Raw genomic sequence first — 19,116 nt, 5'->3', positions numbered from 1 at the left:
CGCCGGCAGCGACGGACGGATCGGATGACGAGATGCATGTAGTGATCATGGCCGGTGGCAAGGGGACGCGGCTCAAGCCGTACACGACCTCCCTGCCGAAACCGCTGGTGCCGATCGGGGACAGCCACGCCATCCTGGAGATCGTCCTGCACCAGCTCGCGAGCTGCGGCTTCACCGACGTCACCCTGGCGATCAACCACCTCGGCTCGCTGATCCGCGCGTTCGTCGGCGACGGCTCCCGGTTCGGGCTGCGCGTGCGGTACGTGGAGGAGAGCGTCCCCCTGTCGACGATCGGGCCGCTGTTCGGCATCCGCGACCGGCTGCCCGAGCACTTCCTGGTGATGAACGGGGACGTGCTCACCGACCTGGACTACGGCGACCTGCTGCGCACCCACGCCGCCTCCGGGGCCCCGCTGACCGTGGCGACCTTCCACCGCACCGTGAAGATCGACTTCGGCGTGCTGTCGGTCGAGGACGGCCGGGTGGTCGAGTTCAGCGAAAAGCCCGTCCTCGACTACCACGTCAGCATGGGCGTCTACGGCCTCTCCGCGCGCACCATCGCCGCGTACCCGGCCGGGCTCGCGTTCGGCTTCGACCAACTCGTGCTGGACCTGCTCGAACGCGGGGAGCCGCCGGCGAGCTACCAGTTCGACGGCTACTGGCTCGACATCGGCCGGCCCGAGGACTACGACGAGGCCAACCGGGCGTTCGAACGGCTCCGGCCGATCCTGCTGTCCCCGCGCACCCCGGAGCCGGTGTGACCACCGTCCTGGTCCTCGGCGGCTCCGGCTTCATCGGCGGGCACGTCCGCGCCGCCCTGCGCCCGCACGCGGCGCTGGTCTGCCCCGGCCGGCGCGACGTCGACCTCGTCGCCTGCGACGTCGACGAGCTGGGCGCGCTGCTGCGCGCCGCCCGGCCCGACGCGGTGGTGGCCTGCACCGGCCGGCTCGACGGGCGGGCCGACGAACTCGTCGCGGCGAACGTGTCGGTGACCGCGAAACTCGTCGAGGCCGTCGCGGCCGGGGCCCCCGGCGCGCGGCTGGTGCGCATCGGCTCCGCCGGGGAGTACGGGCCGGTGCCGCACGGGCACGCCGCCGCCGAGAGCGACGACGCGCGCCCGGTGAGCGAGTACGGCCTGACCCACCTGACCGCCACCCGGCTGGTCGAGCTGGCCGCCGCCGCGGGCCGGGTCGACGGCGTCACGCTGCGGGTGTTCAACCCGATCGGCCCCGGCCTGTCCGCCGACACCGTGCTCGGCCGGGTCGCGACGCTGCTGCGCCGCGCGACGCCCGGCGGCCGGATCACCGTCGGTCCCCTCTCGGCCCACCGGGACTTCGTCGACGTCCGGGACGTGGCCGCCGCCGTGGCCGCCGCCGTCCGGGCCCCCTGGCTGCCGCAGCGGGTCTACAACGTCGCCAGCGGCCGGGCCGTGCCGGTGCGGGAGGCGGTCCGGCTGATGGCGGAGGCGGCCGGCTTCACCGGCGCGGTCCGCGAGGACCAGCCGCCGCCGGGCCGCTCGGCGGCGGTCGACTGGATGTGCGGCGACATCTCCCGGGCCGCGCGCGACCTGGGCTGGACGCCCTCCTACGAGCTCGCCGAGTCGGTCAAGGCGAGCTGGGCCGCGATGGGCGCCTGACCGGCCCGCCCGCGCGGGCGGGCCGGTGCACCGAGCACGACAAACGAGGGGAAGAGGACAACGTGTATCGCAGGATAGGGATCGTCGGCCTCGGCTACGTCGGGCTGACGCTGGCCGCCGCGCTGGCGCGCAAGGGGTTCGAGGTGCACGGGGTGGACGCGAACCCGGCGGTGCGGGCGGCGCTGCGCGGCGGCCGCCCGCACATCTTCGAGCCGGGCATCGCCGACGTGTTCGCCACGCACGCGGGCCGTTCGGTGTTCGTCGACGACGAGCTGCCGGCGGACCTCGACGCGGTGGTGCTCAGCGTCTCCACGCCGGTGGACGAGGGGTCCCGGCGGCCCGACCTGTCCAACCTCGCGGCGGCGGCCGAACAGGTGGCCCGCTGGTGCGGCCCGCAGACCCTGGTGATCGTCCGCAGCACCGTCCCCGTCGGGACGAGCCGCCGGGTGGTGCTGCCGGCGCTGACCGCGGCGTGGGGGCGGGCGCTGCTGGTGATGGCCCCGGAGCGGACCATCCAGGGGCAGGCGCTGCGGGAACTGGTCGAGCTGCCCCAGGTCGTCGGCGGCGTGGACGACGAGAGCCTGCACGCCGGGCTGGAGCTGTTCGGCGGGCTCGCCCGGCAGACCGTGCCGGTGTCCAGCCTGGAGGCCGCCGAGCTGGTCAAGCTCTCCAACAACTGCCACACCGACCTGATCTACTCGTTCGGCAACGAGGTGGCGCTGATCGCCGAGCGGCACGGCCTTGACCCGCTGGAGGTGATCCGGGCCGCCAACCTCGACTACCCCCGGCCGGACCTGAGCCGGCCCGGGTACGTCGGCGGCGGTTGCCTGTCGAAGGATCCGTACCTGATGGTGGCCAGCGCCGGCGACGACGGCGCGTTCCTGGTCGGGGCGGCCCGGCGGCTCAACGAGCGCCTGCCGGTGCACGTCGCCGAGACCGTCGTGGAGCTGATCCGGCAGCGGCGCGGCGACACCGCCGGCGCCCGGCTGGCCGTGCTGGGCTGGGCGTACAAGGGGTGGCCCCCCACCGACGACATGCGCGGCACGCCGATCGCCGCGATGATGCCGGTCTTCCGGGCGGCCGGGCTGGTCGTGGCCGGGCACGACCCGATGGTGCCCGACCAGGTCATCCGGGCCTACGGCGGCGAGCCGACCAGCCTGGACAAGGCGTTCTGCGACAGCGACGCGGTGCTCGTGGTCAACGACCACCCCGACTACCGGGCGCTGGAGGTCGGCGGGCTGCTCGCGGCCGGCGGGGCGGGCGTCGTCTACGACTCGTGGCGGATCCTCGACGAGGCGGCCGTGACCGCCGCCGGGGCGCGGTACGCCGGCATCGGCTACCTGCCCGCCCCACGCGCCGCCGCCCCCACCGGCCGGGTGCCGGCGTGAGGCGGGCCCTCGTCCTCGGCGGCGCGGGCTTCATCGGCCTGCACCTGACCGAGCGGCTGCTCGCCGACGGTCACCGCGTGGTCGTCGTCGACGACTTCTCCCGGGGCCGCGACGACGAGCGCCTCGGCGCGCTGCGTGACGACCCGGCCGTCGAGGTCGTCTCGGCGGACCTGACCCGGCCGCAGGCCTGGGCGGCGCTGCCGCGCGGCTGCGACGAGATCTACCTGCTCGCCGCCGTGGTCGGGGTGCGCAACGTCGAGGCCGATCCGACGCGGGTGATCCGGGTCAACACCCTGACGGCGCTGCACCTGCTGGACTGGGTCGAGCCCGGCGACCGGGTCTTCTTCAGCTCCACCAGCGAGGTGTACGCCGGCGGCGTCGACGCCCGCGTCGTGCCGGTGCCGACGGCCGAGGACGTCCCCGTCATGATCACCGACGTCACGTCGCCCCGGTTCTCGTACGCGATCAGCAAGCTGCTCGGCGAGGCCGCCTTCGTGCACGCCGCCCGCGCCCGACGCTGCGCCGCCACGGTCGGCCGCTTCCACAACGTCTACGGCCCGAGGATGGGCACGGACCACGTCATCCCGGAGATGTCGCTGCGCGCCCTCGACGGGGAGGACCCGTTCCGGGTGTGGGGCGCCGACCAGTACCGCGCGTTCTGCCACGTCGACGACGCGGTCGAGGCGGTGCTGCGGCTGATGCGCTGCCCGGCCGCGGCCGGCGAGATCGTGCACGTCGGCAACGACGCCGAGCAGACCAACATCGGCGACCTGGCCAAGCTGGTGCTGCGGGTCGCCGACGCGGCCCCGGTCCTGCAACCGATGCCCGCGCCGCCCGGGTCGGTGCACCGCCGCTGCCCCGACCTGGCGACGCTGCGCCGGCTGACCGGCTTCGAGCCGGTGGTGCCGCTGGAGGACGGGGTACGTCGGACCTTCGACTGGTACCGCGCCTGGCGCGCCGGGACGGTGGACGCCCGCGGCCGGTGACGAAGAGACGCAGGGCGGTGGCGGGAGCGCGGTCGGCTCCCGCCACCGCCGCGGATGGCGGCCGTGGCCGTGCGGGGGACGGTGACACGTCGGCGGGCCGGGGCCGCGCCCCGAGCGGACACTCCCCGGCGTGAGCGCCGCTCAGCGCCGGGCCGTGGCCTCGCGCACCGACCGGTAGAAGGCGTGCCGCCGGGGCTCCAGGGAGTCTCGGGAGTAGCGCCGGGCGTGGGCGAGGTTGCGGGCCGAGGCGCGCGCCATCCGGTCCGGGTCGGCCAGCATCCGGGCGATCGCCTCCGCCAGCGCCCCGGGGTCGTCGGGGCCGACCAGGTCCTCGGGCGCGAGCAGCTCCGGGATGCCGCCGACGGCGGTGCCGATCGCCGGCAGCGCGCGGGCCATGGCCTCGATCAGCGCGCGCGGCAGCCCCTCGGTCCGCGACGGCATGACCGCCAGGTCGGCCGCGTCGAGGAGGGCGTGCAGCGGCGCGCCGGGGGCCACCCAGCCGGCGAACGTCACCCGGTCGGCGACGCCCCGCGCCCCGGCCAGGGCCGCCAGGTGCCCGGCGAACCGGCCGGCGCCGGCGTGGACGAGCCGGACGTCGACCCCGCGCGCCGCCAGCCGGGCCACCGCCTCGACGAGCGTGTCGACGCCCTTGTAGAGCTGGTCGAGCGTCCCGATCGAGATGAGCGTGCGTTCGCCGCCGGCATCGGCCCGGACGGCCCGCGGGGCGGCGGTGAACGCCTCGGGCGGCAGGTCGATGCTCGACACGTTGACCGTCGGCGCGTGGGGGGCCGCCGGGTAGCGGGCCTGGAGATAGTCCGCCGTCACGTAGGAGACGGCGACCGCCGAGCCGCACTCGCGGCGCAGCCGGGTCGCGAAGCGCTGGCGCAGCAGGGGCCGCAGCGGATGCCGGACCACCCCGGGCGCGAGCACGTCGTACGGGTCGCCCACGACCTCCAAGGCGTACGGCAGGCCGTGCCGGCGGCGGACGCCGGCCAGCAGGGAGCCCAGCGCGGAGGGCACCCGCAGGATCACCGCGTCGTCGCGCCCGGCGGCGGTCGCCATGGCGCGGCCGATCGGCACCCGCTGGCGCAGGTACTGCTGCGGCCCGACGTAGTGCGGCACCGGGTGCACCGTGACCCCGGGGCCGTCGACCCGTAGCGCCGTCTCCGGCACCCGGGGCTGCGCGGCGACCCGGGCCACCACGCGCACCTCGTCGAAGGCCGAGAGGTAGCGCCGCCAGATGTCGTAGCCGTGCGTGTGCGACGTCCAGACCCGGCCGTCGGGCGTGACGGCGTAGCGGTACTCGGTGGTGACGACGACCCTCACCTCGCCGGCACCCCCTTCACCACCACGCCGGGCGGCACGTCGCGTACCACGCAGGCCGCCGCGCCGACGGTCGCGCCCGCGCCCACCCGGAGCCCCTGGAGGACCACCGCGCCCGCCCCGATCAGCACGTCCGGGTCGAGCCGGCAGCCGCCGGAGACGGCGGCGAGCGGGTTGACCGACACGTGGTCGCCGAACACGCAGTCGTGCCCGACCGCCGCGTTCTGGTTCAGGTGCACGTGCCGGCCCAGCGTCACGTTGGTGGTCACCCGGGCGCCGGCGAACAGCACCGTCCCCTCGCCGACGCGGGCGTCCGCGCCGAGGGTGGCGTCCGGGTGGACCAGCACCGCCGCCGGCAGCCCGTACGCGTCGACCCGGCGGGCGACCCGCCCGCGCGCCCGGGGGTCGCCGACGCCGACCACCACGTGCGCGCCCCCGGCGTCGGCCAGGGACGGCACCGGGCCCAGCCACGGCACGCCGAGCCGCTGCACCCGCTTGCGGTTCTCCTCCGTCGGGTCGTCGTCGACGAACCCCCGCACCTGCCAGACCGGGCCGCCGGCCGCCGCGTCGTTGACCGCCCGGACGATGCCGAGGAGCTCCCGGCCGTGGCCGCCGCACCCGACGATCACCAAATCCGGGCTCACCGGGCGGGCTCCCGCGTGCGGTCGGGCACCGGGACGCCCCGGTACTCGTGGGCGGTCGCGCTGCCGGGCGCCGTGATGCCGTCGCGGCGCAGCACGGTGACCACCGTCCAGGCGAGGATGCGCAGGTCCAGCAGGAGGCTGCGGTGCTCGACGTACCAGACGTCGAGCATGAAGCGCTCCTCCCAGGCGAGGGCGTTGCGGCCGCGTACCTGTTGCAGGCCGGTGACGCCCGGGCGGACCTCGTGGCGGCGGAACTGCTCGGCGGTGTAGCGCGGCACGTACTGCGGCAGCAGGGGGCGCGGCCCGACGAGGCTCATGTCGCCCCGCAGCACGTTCCACAGCGAGGGCAGCTCGTCCAGGCTGGTGGCCCGCAGCCAACGGCCCAGCGGGGTCATCCGCCTGGCGTCGTGCAGGGGCGACAGCGGGTCGCCCTCGGCCCGCATGGACCGGAACTTGACCAGCTCGAACAGCTCGCCGTGCAGCCCGGGGCGGGACTGGCGGAACAGCACCGGCCGACCCATGGTCAGGGCGATGGCCAGGGCGGTCGCCGCCATCACCGGGGCGGCCAGGACGAGCACCAGCGCCGCCACGGTCACGTCGAGGACGCGTTTGATCCGCTCGTAGCGATCCCGGCTCATCCCCGTTCCTCCAGGAACTCCTCGAGCGCCGCGAAGAGGCGCTCGGCGTCGGCGTCGGTCAGGCTCGATCCGCTGGGCAGCGAGACGCTGCGCGCGAAGAGCCGGTCGGCGACGCCGGTGACCACGGCGTCGTGGCCGGCGAAGACGGGCTGGCGGTGCATCGGCTTCCACATCGGCCGCGTCTCGACGCCCCGCCGGGCCAGGTGGCGGCCCAGGTGCCCCGCCCCCCAGCCGGCCACCTCGGGGTCCACCGCCACCGACGTCAGCCAGCAGTTCGCACCGGGGTCGCCGTCGCCGACGATCCGGGTGCCGGGGACGGCGGCGAACAGCTTCGCGTACCGCTCGCGTAGCCGGCGGCGGCGCTCGATCATCTCGTCCAGCCGGCGGAGCTGCGCCCGGCCGACGGCGGCGAGCAGGTTGCTCAGCCGGTAGTTGTAGCCGACGTCCCGGTGCTCGTAGTGCGTCACCGGCTCGCGGGCCTGGGTCGACAGGTGCCGGCAGCGGGCCGCGAGCGCCGCGTCGTCCGTCACCACCATCCCGCCCGCCGAGGTGGTGATGACCTTGTTCCAGCTGAAGGAGAAGGTGCCGAGCGAGCCGAAGGACCCGGCCGGCTCGCCGTCGTGGGTCGACCCGAGGGCCTGGGCGGCGTCCTCCACCAGGGGCACCCCGGCCGCCCGGCAGACCGGGCGCAGCCGCGAGTAGTCCGCGCAGGTGCCGTTGAGGTCGACCGACATCACGGCGGCGACCCGGACGCCGGCGGCGGCCAGGCGGTCGAGCAGGTCGGCCAGCAGGTCCGGGTCGACGTTGCCGGTGGCGGGGTCGCTGTCGACGAAGACGGGCCGGGCCCCGGTGTAGACGGCCGCGTTGGCCGTCGCGGCGAAGGTGAGCGTCGGCACCACGACGACGGTGCCGGGGCCCGCGCCGCAGGCGAGCAGCGCCAGGTGCAGCGCGGCCGTCCCCGAGCTGACCCCGACGGCGTGCCGGACCCCCGCCCGCCCGGCGATCTCGGCCTCGAACGCCTCCGTCTCGGGGCCGGCTGGCCCCGGCCAGCCGGAGCGGAAGGCGCGCAGCAGGAACGACTCCTCGAGCGGGCCGACGTCGGGCTGGAACAGCGCGATCCGGCCCGTCACGTCGGCTCACTCGGGGACGTGGCACGAGGCCGGACTGCGGGTCGGCGAGCGTTCATGGTGGACTCCCGTGGATATTTCATGTGACATTCCACTTTTATCAGTTTTGATCACAATAAAACTGGCCAATGGCCAAAGTGGTCGCCCCGGCCGCGCTCCCTGCGTCCCTCAGCCCTCGGCGGACACGCCCACCCGCGCGGCGGGGGCGGCCCCGAGGTGGCGCAGGGAGCGGTAGAAGGCGGTGCGCCGGGCGGCCAGCACGTCCGCCCCGAACGCGCGGGCGGCGGCGAGGTTGCGCGCCGACGCCCGGCTCAGCCGGCACGGGTCGGACAGCATCCCGCGCAGGGCCGCCGCCAGCGCGGCGGGGTCGCCCGGCGGCACCAGGCAGTCGGGCGGCAGCAGCTCGGGGATCCCGCCGACGGCCGAGCCGATCGCGGGCAGGCCCCGGGCCATGGCCTCGATCAGGGCCCGGGGCAGCCCCTCGGTGCGCGACGGCATGACGAACAGGTCGGCCTGGTCGAGCCGCCGCCGGAGGTCGTCGGGGGTGGGCAGCCAGCCGGCGAACTCGACCCGGTCGGCGACGCCCCGCTCCTCGGCGAGCCGGCGCAGCCTGGGCAGGTAGCGCCCCCGGCCGACGTGCACGAGCCGGTGCGCCGCCCCGTCGCCGAGGAGGGCCAGCGCCTCGATGAGGATGTCGACGCCCTTGTACAACTGGTCGAGCGTGCCGACCGAGACCAGGACCGCCCGCCCCGGCGGGGCGTCGTGCGTCCGGGGGGCGGCCGCGAAGGCGGCGGGTGGCAGCTCGACGGAGGAGATGCCTTCGCTGGGGGACCCGTCCCGCGCCGGGTACCGCGCCTGGAGGGTGCGTCCGGTCTCGTACACGGCCGCCGCCGCCCGCCGGCACTGCCGCCGCATCGCGGCGGTGGCCCAGCGGCGCAGGAGGGGACGCAGCGGGTGGTCGACGACCCCGCGCGACAGCACGGCGTCGGGGTCGCCGACGACCTCCAGGCAGTAGGGCCGCTGGCGGCGGTCGAGGTGGCCGCTGATGGTGTTGGCGATGGGGGAGGGCACCCGGAGCATGACGACGTCGGCGTCCTCGGTGCCCGCCAGCGCCGACCGCCGGATCCGCGTCGCGTGGGCGAGGAACCCGGCCGCCCCCACGTAGTACGGCAGCGGCCACACCTCGACGCCCGGCCCGTCGACCCGGGCGACCCCCGGCGGCCGTTCCCCGACGTCCTGGACCCGGGCGACGACCCGGACCCGGTCGAAGGCCGCGAGGTAGCGGGTCCAGATGTCGTACTCCGGGCCGACCCCGACCCACAGCCGTCCCTCGGGAGTGCGGACGAATCGGTACTCCGTGACGATGGCGAGGCAGGTCATCGATAGCTCACTGTCCAAGATGTCAGGTACGCGGTTATATGGTGACTTTGGGTACGTTACTCCGTTCCGGCGGCACCGGTCCTGCGGCCGGCCGGTCCCGCGGCCCCCCGTCGCCCGGCGGCGGCGTGCCGGGCCCACCAACCGCCCGGGCCAGCGCGTGCCGCAGCAGCAGCGTCTTCGTGACGGCCTCCACCACCAGCGCCAGGACGGCGGCCGACGCCGCGCCGATCAGCCCGTGCCGGGGGACCAGCAGCAGGCTCGCCGCCGCGACGAGCCCGAGCGTGGGCAGGGTCGCCGTCAGGTGGTGCTGGAAGCGGTGCAGCGCCAGCAACGCGGCGTTGACGAAGTACAGCGCGCCGCTCGCGCCGATGCCCAGCGCGAGGACCACCAGCACCGGCCAGTGCCGGGAGTAGTCGCGCCCGTAGAGCAGCCCCAGCACCACCTCGCCGGCCAGCCGGGCGACCAGCGCGCCCGCCAGCCCGAACAGCAGCGAGCCCAGCACGAGCCGGACGACCAGGCCGCGCAGCGCCCGCAGCCGCCCCGCGCCGGCCAGCTCGGCCATCCGGTGCAGGAGCACCTGGTACATCGCGGCGTAGAGGAGGTTCGCCCCCATCGTCGCGTAGCTCAGCGCGGCGAACACCCCCAGCGCCTGCGCGCCCAGCTCGTGCTGCACGACGTACATCGGCACGTTGCCGGTGAACGAGGTGAGGCTGTAGGCGAAGCCGACGGGCAGGGCGGTGACGACCAGCCGGCGCTGCCGGCGCAGCGCCGCCCACCCGCCCGCCCCGGCGGCCCGCCGCAGGTCCGGGCGGACCACCCACCGGGGGTAGCCGACGGAGCCGAGCGCCGAGCCGGCGACCGAGCCGAGGGCCGCGACGGCGACGCTGCCCGTCGCCAGGAGCAGGCCCGTGGTGACGACGACCGAGAGCGCGGCGTTGAGGGCCATCGACAACCCGACGGTACGCATCGCGCGGCGGCGTTGCAGGATGCCGAAGTAGATCTCGCCGACCGCGTCGAGCGCCTTCGCCACGCCGACGAGCAGGACGACGGGCCCACCCCCCGAGCCCATCGCGTACGCGACGACGCCGATCGCGAGGAGCGCCACCGCCATCCCGGCCAGCCGCAGCCGCAGGTACTCGTGGAAGGTGAACCGGCCGGCCACGTCGGTGACCAGGACCGGCTGGAGCCCGAGCCCGCAGACCAGGACCACCGGCGCGCCGACCGCGAGACCGAGGGCGTACTGGCCGACCAGGCCGGGGCTGCCGGCCCGGGCGAGCACCGTGACGATGGTCCACTGCGCGAGCGAGGTCATGGCCAGGCCGGCGAGGAACCAGCTCACCCTCGACAGGCCGGACCACCGGCCGCCCGGCGCTGGGTTGGCCAACGTCGACCCCTTCGTCTGCGGTCGGACCGACGACGGATCCCCCGCCCGCTCGTGGTCCTCGTCCCACTAACCCCGGGGCCCCGTGCCGCGTTACGGCCCCGGCCGGCGGCGCGCGGCCCCGGGGCCGGGTATGGTCTGCGCGGGCGTGGGGCCCGGCCCATCTCCTGGGGAGCGAGCTGTGCTGCATCTGCGGGTGATCGTGCCGCCGGACCAGTCGTCGGCCGTGGTGGACCTGCTCGGCGCGGACCCGGGCGTGACCCACCTGGTCGTCCTGCCCGGCGCGGCCCGCCGGCCTGCGGGCGATCTCGTCCTCTGCGACGTGGTCCGCGAGCGGGCCGACGTCGTCCTGCACGACCTGCGCCGGCTCGGCGTCGAGGCGCGCGGGGGCATCGCCGCCGACGACGTGGAGCTGACGCTGTCCGCCGCCGCGGACCGGGCCGCCGAGGAGGCGCCGGGCAGCGGCACGGACGCGGTCGTCTGGGACGAGATCGCCGCCAAGACCGGCGAGCAGACCGAGCTGTCCGCGACGTTCCTGGTGCTGATCGTGGTGGCCACCATGATCGCCGGCATCGGCGTGCTGCTCGACCAGCCGATCCTGATCGTCGGCGCGATGGTGGTCGGCCCCGAGTTCGGCCCGCTCGCCGCCCTCTGCGTGGCGTTGCTGCGCCGCCGGCCCGCCGTCGTCGGCCGTTCCGTGCAGGCCCTCGTGGTGGGCTTCCTGGCCGCCGTGCTGGCCACCGTGCTGAGCACCTGGGCGCTGACCGCCGCCGGCCTGGTCGACCGGAACATGCTGCTGGCCGACCGGCCGCTGACCGACTTCATCTGGCGGCCCGACGCGCTGTCCTGGGTGGTCGGCCTGCTGGCCGGCGTGGCCGGCATGCTCTCGCTGACCTCGAAGAAGTCCGGCTCGCTCGTCGGCGTGCTGATCTCGGTCACCACCGTGCCGGCCGCCGCGAACGTCGCCGTCGCCGCCGCCTACGGGGTGTGGCGGGAGGCGGCCGGCTCCGCCCTCCAGCTCGTGATCAACCTGACCGCCATCGTGCTGGCCGGCCTGCTCACCCTGGTCGTGCAGCTCTGCTGGTGGCGCTGGGTGCAGCGGCGGTCCGCAGGCAGCGTGCCCCGGCAGCAGTCAAGCCGGGCGGCGCGGCTCACCGCCAGTCGTCGCCCGCCTCCAGACGCAGGCTGAGCAGGGTCGCCAGGGGCACCGACTCGCCGTCGCGGCCGCCGCGCCCGACCACCAGCGGCGGCGGGGTGGGCTCCGGCTGCGCCCCGAACAGCCGCGCCCGCAGGCCGGGCGGCACGGAGAGCAGGTAGAAGCGGCCCTCGGTGTCCACGGCGCGGGTGCGGGCCCGGTCCACGTACCAGCCGGTGAGCCGGGTGCGGTAGTGGCCGCGCCCGTCGTAGCCGACCGCCCGCAGCGGCTCGCTGCGCAGCCCGCGCCGCAGCGCCTCGGCGGCGAAACCCGCCACCAGCTCCGCGGCCTCCGCCTGCTCCGCGGCGCGCTGTCGGGCCTCGGCCGCCGCGTGCGCCCGCACCGCGTGGCGCTGCCGCTCCCGCCACCGAAGGCCGTCGTCCTCACCCACGCCGCCGACGGTACGCGCGCCGCCGCGCGCCCGCGTCGTCGGCCCGGGTCCCGGGCGTCGCCGCCGGGCCTCGGGAGTCGGGCGTCACCCGGGCGTCGCCGCCGCGCCGAACCGTTCGCGGGTTTCGGCGCGGCGGCGACGCCGGGGCCTCAGGCCAGGCCGGCGCGGCGCAGCGCGTCCGCCATGGCGTCGTTGGCCGGCGCCGGGGCCGCCCCGCCCCCGCGCCCCTGCCGCTGCGGCTGCCCGCCGCGCGAGCCGCCCCGGTCGCCGCGCGAACCGCCCTGGCCCCCGCGCGAGCCGCCCCGCTCGCCGCCCTGGCCCCCGCCGCGTTGCCCACCCTGGGCCCCGCGTTGCCCGCCGCCCTGGCCGCCGCGTTGTCCGCTCTGGCCACCGCCGCCCTGGCCGGCGGCGGGCATCTCGTCGTCGAGCCGCAGCGTCAGCGAGATCCGCTTGCGCGGCACGTCGACGTCGAGCACCTTCACCCGGACCACGTCGCCGGACTTCACCACGTCGCGCGGGTCCTTCACGAACGTCCGGGACATCGCCGAGACGTGCACCAGGCCGTCCTGGTGCACGCCGACGTCGACGAACGCGCCGAACGCCGCCACGTTGGTGACCACGCCCTCCAGGATCATGCCGGGGGTCAGGTCGGAGATCTTCTCCACGCCCTCGACGAACGTGGCGGTGCGGAACTCCGGCCGCGGGTCCCGGCCGGGCTTCTCCAGCTCCGCCAGGATGTCGGTGACGGTGGGCAGGCCGAACGTGTCGTCGACGAAGTCGGCGGCCCGCAGCCCGCGCAGGATGGCGCTCTGCCCGATCAGGGAGCGCAGGTCCTGCCCCGTGCGGGCCAGGATCCGCCGCACCACCGGGTAGGACTCCGGGTGCACGCTGGAGGAGTCGAGCGGGTCGGCGCCGCCGGGGATGCGCAGGAAGCCGGCGCACTGCTCGAACGCCTTCGGGCCGAGCCGGGACACCTTCTTCAGCTCGGCCCGGGACCGGAACGGGCCGTTGGCGTCGCGGTGCAGCACGATGTTCTCCGCCAGCCCCGCCCCGATGCCGGAGACCCGGGTGAGCAGCGGCGCGGAGGCGGTGTTGACGTCGACGCCGACGGCGTTCACGCAGTCCTCCACCACCGCGTCGAGGGAGCGGGAGAGCTTCACCTCGGACAGGTCGTGCTGGTATTGGCCCACGCCGATCGAGCGGGGGTCGATCTTGACCAACTCGGCGAGCGGGTCCTGCAACCGGCGGGCGATGGAGACCGCGCCGCGCAGCGACACGTCCAGCCCCGGCAACTCCTGCGAGGCGTACGCCGACGCCGAGTAGACCGACGCACCGGCCTCGGAGACGACCACCTTGGTCAGCTTCAGCTCCGGGTGCCGCTTGATCAGCTCGCCGGCGAGCTTGTCGGTCTCCCGGCTGGCGGTGCCGTTGCCGATGGCGACCAGCTCCACGCCGTGCGCCCCGGCCAGCCGCGCCAGGGTGTCGATCGAGGCGTCCCACTGCCGGCGCGGCTCGTGCGGGTAGATCGTGTCGGTGGCGACCACCTTGCCGGTGGCGTCGACCACCGCCACCTTGACCCCGGTGCGCAGGCCCGGGTCGAGGCCCATCGTCGGCCGGGTGCCGGCCGGCGCGGCGAGCAGCAGGTCGCGCAGGTTGGTGGCGAAGACCCGCACGGCCTCCTCCTCGGCCGCCTGCCACAGCCGCATCCGCAGGTCCGCACCGAGGTGGATGAGGATGCGGGTGCGCCAGGCCCAGCGCACCGTGTCGGTCAGCCACCTGTCACCGGGCCGCCCGGAGTCGCTGACCCCGAACCGGCCGGCGATCGCCGCCTCGTAGCGCGTCGGGCCGGTGACCGGCGCGTCGGAGTCGCCCTCGGCCTCCGGGTCCATCGTCAGGTCGAGCACGCCCTCCTTCTCGCCCCGGAACATCGCCAGGATCCGGTGCGAGGGCAGCTTCGCGTACGGCTCGGCGAAGTCGAAGTAGTCGGAGAACTTCGCGCCGGCCGACTCCTGGCCGTCGCGTACCCGCGAGACCAGCCGGCCCCGCGACCACATCTGCTCGCGCAGCGTGCCGATCAGGTCGGCGTCCTCGGCGAAGCGCTCCACCAGGATGGCCCGCGCGCCGTCCAGCGCGGCGGCGGCGTCGGCCACCCCCTTGTCGGCGTCGACGAAGCCGGCGGCCCGCTCCCGCGGATCCTGGCCCGGGTCGGCCAGCAGCGCGTCGGCGAGGGGCTCCAGCCCGGCCTCGCGGGCGATCTGCGCCCGGGTGCGCCGCTTCGGCTTGAACGGCAGGTAGATGTCCTCCAGCCGGGACTTCGAGTCGGCCGCCATGATCTGCGCTTCGAGGGCCTCGTCGAGCTTGCCCTGGCCACGGATGGACTCCAGCACCGCGGCGCGGCGCTCGTCCAGCTCGCGCAGGTAGCGCAGCCGCTCCTCCAGGGTGCGCAGCTGGGCGTCGTCGAGCAGGCCGGTGGCCTCCTTGCGGTAGCGGGCGATGAACGGCACGGTGGCGCCGCCGTCGAGCAGCTCCACGGCCGCCCGGACCTGACGTTCGGCGACGCCGAGCTCGTCGGCGATCCGCTGGTGCACAGACTGGGTCACGATCTTCATCCGCCTTCGTGTGGGTTCCGCCCTGCATTGTGCCGCCCGCCCCCGACGCCGCGCGGCACCCCCGCCGAGGGCCGAGCCGGCGTGCGGCGGCACCGGCTGCGCTAGCGTGGCGATCATGGAACATCCCGCTGACCCGCGGGCGCGGCGGCTCTTCGGCGGCAGCGCCCGGGCCCTCGGCGACCTCGCCGCCAGCCCGTTCCGGGCCGACCGGGACCGGATCGTGGCCTCGCCCTTCTTCGCCCGCCTCGGCGGGGTCACCCAGGTGATCAGCCCGGGCGGCTCCGGCCTGCTGGTGCACAACCGGCTCACCCACAGCCTCAAGGTGGCCCAGGTCGCCCGCGCCATCGCCGAGCGGCTCACCGCCGACGAGCGCTGGCGCGACCTGCTGGACTCCCTCGGCGGCTGCGACCCCGACGTGGTGGAGGCCGCCGCCCTCGCCCACGACCTCGGGCACCCGCCGTTCGGGCACCTCGGGGAGCGGGTGCTCGACCGGCTGGCCCGGCAGCGGCTGGGCCTCGCCGACGGCTTCGAGGGCAACGCGCAGTCGTACCGGATCGTCACCAGCACCGAGATCCGCGGCGCGGCGACCACCGGCCTCGACCTGACGGCGGCGGTCCGGGCGGCCCTGCTGAAATACCCATGGACCCGGCTGGACCACCCGGACCCGCACCCCCGGCACCTCGTCCCGCCGCCCCGGGGCGCCGCCGTGCCCGCCGACGACCCGGACAGCGGGTCGGCGAAGTTCGGCGCGTACCGCACGGAGCTGGCCGACCTGCGCCAGGCCCGGGAGCCGTTCGTCGGGCGGATCGCCGACTGGCAGCAGACGGTGGAGGCGTCGGTGATGGACACCGCCGACGACATCGCGTACGCCATCCACGACGTCGAGGACTTCTACCGGGTCGGTGTGCTCCAGCAGGGCGCCGTGGCCGCCGAGCTGATGGCCTGGCAGCGGGAGGGCGACCACCTGCGGGCGGTCACCGACCCCGCGCTGGACGGGGTGGGCCGCCGACCCGGTGCGGCCATCGAGCGGCTGCGCCGGCAGCTGCACCGCAAGGACGGCTGGATCGCCGACGACGAGGCGTTCGCCGCGGCCGTCGAGCACGTCCGGCAGGAGCTGGTCGAGGGGCTGCTCGCGCTGCCGTTCGACGGCTCGATCGAGGCGGAGCAGTACGTCGCCCGGTTCTCCGCCCGGTGGACCACCCGGTTCGTCGACGCCATCACCGTGACCGGGACCCCGTCGGTGCGCTCCGGGCACGTGCTGCTCGCCCCGGCCCAGTGGCACGAGGTGCAGGTGCTCAAGCTCGTCCACCACCGCTTCGTGCTGGCCCGCCCCGACCTGGCCCTGCACCAGCGGGGACAGGCGCGGCTGCTCGGCACCCTCGTCGAGGCGCTGTGGGAGTGGCTGCTCGACCCGGAGGAGGAGTCGCGGCTGCCGCGCCGGCTGCACGACCTGGTCGAGCTGGCCGAGGCGGAGCTGCACCCGCGTACGCCGGACCGGATCGGCCGGGCCCGGGGGCGGGCCATCGTCGACTTCGTCGCGCAGCTCAGCGACGGCCAGGCGGTCGCGATGCTCGACGCGCTGTCGGGCCGCTCCGGCGCGCTCTGGACCGACGCCTTCGTGCTCTGACCCCGCCCGGCCGGCGACCGCCCCGCCCGGCCGGCGGCCCGCAGGCCGGCGGCCGCGCGCCGGAGCGGCTAGCGTCCGCCGGTGGCCGCGACGGATTCGAGGACGTCGGCGACGACGGCGGCCGAGCGCCGGTTGTCGAACCGCCGCACCATCAGGCTGCGGGCCGCCCGGCCGCGCCCGGGCAGCCGCCCGGCCGCGAAGTCCCGGTACGCGAGGCGGAGCGCGTCGGCCAGGGCCGGCACGTCGTCGGCCGGGACGATCCACCCGCTGTGCTCGTCGACCGTCTCGGGCAGGCCACCGGCATCGCTGACGATGCTCGGCACGGCCATCGCCCCGGCCTCCACCGCCGCGCCGTGGCTCTCGCCGAGGGAGGGGCTGACGCTCACGTCGGCCGCCGCGTACCAGGGGCGTACGTCGTCGACGCCGGTGAGCCAGGTGATCCCGGGGTCCCCGGCGACGCCGAACCGGTCGAGCAGCCGGCGGCGGTAGGTCTCGCCCGCGTCGCCCCAACCGTCGCCGATGATCAACAGGTGCGCCTTCGGGTGGGCCGCGCGGAACCGTCGCCACGCGGGCAGGAGCACGTCGTGCCCCTTGATCCCCCGTCCCCGGTTGACCAGCCGTTTCGGCGGATAGACGTAGGCGACCATGACGGCCAGGAAGACGTCGTCGGCGACGCCGAGCTCGGCTCGCGCCTTGGCCCGCGCCTCGGCGTGCGCCGGGCCACCCGGGCCGCCCCGGTCCGCGAGGGCCGGGTGGCCGTCGGGTCCGCCGGGCGGCGCGTCACCGGGGTGCGGGGCTGCCGCCCAGTCCGGCCGGAACCGCTCGGTGTTCACCCCGTAGGTGGCCACCGGGCGGCGGTGGGGCGGGCAGCCCAGCGCCCCGTACCGGTTCGACGCGTGCCGGCAGCCGCAGACGATGGCGTCGTCGAGCCGCCACAGCAGCCGCTCGACGAGGCGGATGACGCGGGACTCCAGGTAGGCCGGGCCGGCCACCATGTGCACGCGGCGCAGGGGCAGGCCCACGGTGGCGGCCCGGGCGGCGAAGGCGGAGGCGAGCAGGTGGTAGTGGAGCACGTCCGGGGCCAGCCGGCGGATCAACCGACGCAGGCCGAGCAGGCCGGCGGGGAGGCCGGGCCCGACCTGGAAGTCGAACGGCGACTCGGCGACGCGTACGCCCCGTCGCCGCAGCTCCCCGGTGAGCCGCCCGTCCCCGGCGGGCAGGATCACCACGACGTCGTGTCCGCGCCCGCGCAGCTCGTCCACCTGCGGCAGGATCCACCTGCCGCCGGTGTTCGTCTTGAGCAGCACCGCCACGCGTAGCCGGTGCGACGTGCCGGGTGGGCTCATGGCGGTTCTCTCCGGGCGGCGGGCGGGCGGGCTGGACGGCGGCGGAGGCGTCCCTGCGGGCGGCGAACGGGCTCCACCCCGGTTGAACGACCGGACCACCCCGTTGGCCACGGCCGGTCCCCGGGGCGGGTGGCCGGACCGTCGCGCGGTCGGCCGGCGGCGAGGAAGCGGACAATATGCACCTTTCTGGCGTTTCCCTGTACTCTGGCCCTTCGTTGAACCGGATGCCGTGCAGCTCGGCGGCCCGTGACCGTCCGCAGTGGCTGTTGCGCGGAGCCAGGAAGGCCGGCGCCGCTCCAAGAAATAGGAGAACTTGGATGACTTGCTCGACTGTTGGTCGCCGTGTGCTGATCACCGGAGGGACCGGCTCGTTCGGTCAGACGATGGTGCGGCGGCTGCTGGACCGCGACGTCGCGGAGGTGCGCGTCCTCAGCCGGGACGAGGCCAAGCAGGACGTCATGCGGCGGACCCTCGCCGACGACCGGGTCTCCTACCACCTCGGTGACGTCCGGGACCTCGACAGCGTCCTGCGCGCCACCCGGGGCGTCGACTTCGTCTTCCACGCCGCGGCGCTCAAGCAGGTGCCCTCCTGCGAGTTCTTCCCGCTGGAGGCGTTCCGGACCAACGTCGTGGGCAGCGCGAACGTGATCGAGGCGGCGGACCGGCACGGGGTCGGCTCCGTGGTGATGCTGAGCACCGACAAGGCGGTTCACCCGGTCAGCGCGATGGGCATGAGCAAGGGAATGATGGAGAAGCTGGCGCAGGCCCACGCCCGGGGCGGCTCGGGCGGCGCGACGGTCGTCTCCTGCGTCCGGTACGGCAACGTCATGTACTCGCGGGGCTCCGTGATCCCGATCTTCATCGAGCAGATCAAGGCCGGGGTCGTGCCCACCGTCACCGATCCCGACATGACGCGGTTCATGATGTCGCTGGCCGACTCCGTGGAGCTGGTCGAGCACGCGTTCCAGCACGCCCGGGCCGGCGACATCTTCGTCCGCAAGGCCGGGGCCTGCACGGTGGGGGATCTCGTCGTCGCCCTGTGCCAGCTCTTCGACGTGCCCCCGAAGTACGACGTGATCGGCGTCCGCCACGGCGAGAAGCAGTTCGAGACGATGGCCAGCCGCGAGGAGCTGGCCCGCGCCGAGGACTTCGGCGACTTCTACCGGCTGCCGGTCGACGCCAGGCGGCTCAGCTACGCGTCCTACGTGACCGAGGGCCGGATCGGGCTGCCGGCGCTGCCCGAGCTCAGCTCCGCCACCGCCCGGCGGCTGGACGTGCCGGAGATCGTGGAGCTGCTGCTCACCCTCCCGCAGGTCCGGGCGGAACTGGCCCTGTGCGACCCGGCGCTGGCCCGGTGACCGGCACGCCCTGACCGGGTCCGGTCGGGCCCGGGGCGGGAGACGTCGCCCGCCCGCCCCCACGCTGCCGCCCGCCCGGGCGGCCGG

The 19,116-nt window shown here is 75.6% G+C and carries 16 protein-coding genes; 7 read left to right on the top strand and 9 right to left on the bottom strand.

Annotated features, from left to right (window positions below):
• The first annotated feature begins 32 nt into the window (after nt 1-32).
• The 4 genes from HDA31_RS18795 (at nt 33) to HDA31_RS18780 (ending at nt 4,010) form a co-directional block, all read left to right on the top strand.
• Nucleotides 33-761, top strand: a complete 729-nt coding sequence (locus HDA31_RS18795; RefSeq protein WP_178064181.1) for a nucleotidyltransferase family protein — start codon at nt 33-35, stop codon at nt 759-761.
• Entirely contained in the window at nt 758-1,636 is an 879-nt protein-coding gene (locus HDA31_RS18790) for an NAD-dependent epimerase/dehydratase family protein (protein WP_246384538.1), read from the top strand. Before HDA31_RS18795 ends, HDA31_RS18790 begins: the two co-directional genes overlap by 4 nt.
• A 62-nt stretch (nt 1,637-1,698) precedes the next feature.
• Nucleotides 1,699-3,024, top strand: coding sequence for a nucleotide sugar dehydrogenase (locus HDA31_RS18785; protein WP_246384539.1), 1,326 nt, complete (start codon nt 1,699-1,701; stop codon nt 3,022-3,024).
• Nucleotides 3,021-4,010, top strand: coding sequence for an NAD-dependent epimerase/dehydratase family protein (locus HDA31_RS18780; protein ID WP_178064183.1), 990 nt, complete (start codon nt 3,021-3,023; stop codon nt 4,008-4,010). Before HDA31_RS18785 ends, HDA31_RS18780 begins: the two co-directional genes overlap by 4 nt.
• Nucleotides 4,011-4,151: 141 nt before the next feature.
• Here HDA31_RS18780 and HDA31_RS18775 read toward each other — a convergent pair whose 3' ends face one another.
• The 6 genes from HDA31_RS18775 to HDA31_RS18750 all read right to left on the bottom strand — a co-directional run bounded on the left by HDA31_RS18775 (nt 4,152) and on the right by HDA31_RS18750 (nt 10,506).
• Nucleotides 4,152-5,336, bottom strand: coding sequence for a glycosyltransferase family 4 protein (locus HDA31_RS18775; RefSeq protein ID WP_178064184.1), 1,185 nt, complete (start codon nt 5,334-5,336; stop codon nt 4,152-4,154).
• Complete coding sequence (locus HDA31_RS18770) at nt 5,333-5,977, bottom strand: NeuD/PglB/VioB family sugar acetyltransferase (protein ID WP_178064185.1); 645 nt, start codon at nt 5,975-5,977, stop codon at nt 5,333-5,335. The genes HDA31_RS18775 and HDA31_RS18770 overlap by 4 nt, the downstream gene beginning before the upstream one ends.
• Nucleotides 5,974-6,615 (bottom strand): sugar transferase, encoded by a 642-nt coding sequence (locus HDA31_RS18765; RefSeq protein ID WP_178064186.1) that lies wholly within the window; start codon nt 6,613-6,615, stop codon nt 5,974-5,976. Before HDA31_RS18765 ends, HDA31_RS18770 begins: the two co-directional genes overlap by 4 nt.
• Entirely contained in the window at nt 6,612-7,745 is a 1,134-nt protein-coding gene (locus HDA31_RS18760; RefSeq protein ID WP_246384540.1) for a DegT/DnrJ/EryC1/StrS family aminotransferase, read from the bottom strand. Before HDA31_RS18760 ends, HDA31_RS18765 begins: the two co-directional genes overlap by 4 nt.
• A 165-nt stretch (nt 7,746-7,910) precedes the next feature.
• Entirely contained in the window at nt 7,911-9,122 is a 1,212-nt protein-coding gene (locus HDA31_RS18755) for a glycosyltransferase family 4 protein (protein WP_178064187.1), read from the bottom strand.
• 34 nt (nt 9,123-9,156) lie between these two features.
• Nucleotides 9,157-10,506: a lipopolysaccharide biosynthesis protein gene (locus tag HDA31_RS18750; protein WP_178064188.1), complete on the bottom strand. Its 1,350-nt coding sequence runs from the start codon at nt 10,504-10,506 to the stop codon at nt 9,157-9,159.
• A gap of 178 nt (nt 10,507-10,684) precedes the next feature.
• Between HDA31_RS18750 and HDA31_RS18745 the strand changes: the two genes are divergently transcribed.
• Complete coding sequence (locus HDA31_RS18745; RefSeq protein ID WP_178064189.1) at nt 10,685-11,692, top strand: DUF389 domain-containing protein; 1,008 nt, start codon at nt 10,685-10,687, stop codon at nt 11,690-11,692.
• On the opposite strand, the gene HDA31_RS18740 is transcribed toward HDA31_RS18745, so the two are convergent.
• On the bottom strand, nt 11,655-12,089 hold the full coding sequence (locus tag HDA31_RS18740) for a hypothetical protein (protein WP_074475867.1): 435 nt from the start codon (nt 12,087-12,089) through the stop codon (nt 11,655-11,657). The two genes, HDA31_RS18745 and HDA31_RS18740, sit on opposite strands and share 38 nt — an antisense overlap.
• A gap of 149 nt (nt 12,090-12,238) precedes the next feature.
• Nucleotides 12,239-14,698 (bottom strand): Tex family protein, encoded by a 2,460-nt coding sequence (locus tag HDA31_RS18735; RefSeq protein WP_178064190.1) that lies wholly within the window; start codon nt 14,696-14,698, stop codon nt 12,239-12,241.
• A 115-nt stretch (nt 14,699-14,813) separates the two neighbouring features.
• On the opposite strand from HDA31_RS18735, the gene HDA31_RS18730 reads away from it, so the two are divergent.
• On the top strand, nt 14,814-16,325 hold the full coding sequence (locus HDA31_RS18730) for a deoxyguanosinetriphosphate triphosphohydrolase family protein (protein ID WP_178064191.1): 1,512 nt from the start codon (nt 14,814-14,816) through the stop codon (nt 16,323-16,325).
• A gap of 68 nt (nt 16,326-16,393) precedes the next feature.
• Here HDA31_RS18730 and HDA31_RS18725 read toward each other — a convergent pair whose 3' ends face one another.
• Nucleotides 16,394-17,671, bottom strand: a complete 1,278-nt coding sequence (locus tag HDA31_RS18725) for a glycosyltransferase family 4 protein (RefSeq protein WP_178064192.1) — start codon at nt 17,669-17,671, stop codon at nt 16,394-16,396.
• 344 nt (nt 17,672-18,015) lie between these two features.
• On the opposite strand from HDA31_RS18725, the gene HDA31_RS18720 reads away from it, so the two are divergent.
• Entirely contained in the window at nt 18,016-19,029 is a 1,014-nt protein-coding gene (locus tag HDA31_RS18720) for a polysaccharide biosynthesis protein (RefSeq protein ID WP_281370232.1), read from the top strand.
• Nucleotides 19,030-19,116 lie beyond the last annotated feature (87 nt).

The sequence above is a fragment of the Micromonospora carbonacea genome, from assembly GCF_014205165.1.
Lineage (GTDB): Bacteria > Actinomycetota > Actinomycetes > Mycobacteriales > Micromonosporaceae > Micromonospora > Micromonospora carbonacea.
This window is presented reverse-complemented; position numbering and strand designations above follow the sequence as displayed.

What these genes read in the sequence shown, in the direction of transcription:
- HDA31_RS18725 (WP_178064192.1), bottom strand. Translation starts at nt 17,671, where the DNA reads ATGAGCCCACCCGGCACGTCGCACCGGCTACGCGTGGCGGTGCTGCTC.
- HDA31_RS18795 (WP_178064181.1), top strand. Translation starts at nt 33, where the DNA reads ATGCATGTAGTGATCATGGCCGGTGGCAAGGGGACGCGGCTCAAGCCG.
- HDA31_RS18755 (WP_178064187.1), bottom strand. Translation starts at nt 9,122, where the DNA reads ATGACCTGCCTCGCCATCGTCACGGAGTACCGATTCGTCCGCACTCCC.
- HDA31_RS18765 (WP_178064186.1), bottom strand. Translation starts at nt 6,615, where the DNA reads ATGAGCCGGGATCGCTACGAGCGGATCAAACGCGTCCTCGACGTGACC.
- HDA31_RS18735 (WP_178064190.1), bottom strand. Translation starts at nt 14,698, where the DNA reads ATGAAGATCGTGACCCAGTCTGTGCACCAGCGGATCGCCGACGAGCTC.
- HDA31_RS18730 (WP_178064191.1), top strand. Translation starts at nt 14,814, where the DNA reads ATGGAACATCCCGCTGACCCGCGGGCGCGGCGGCTCTTCGGCGGCAGC.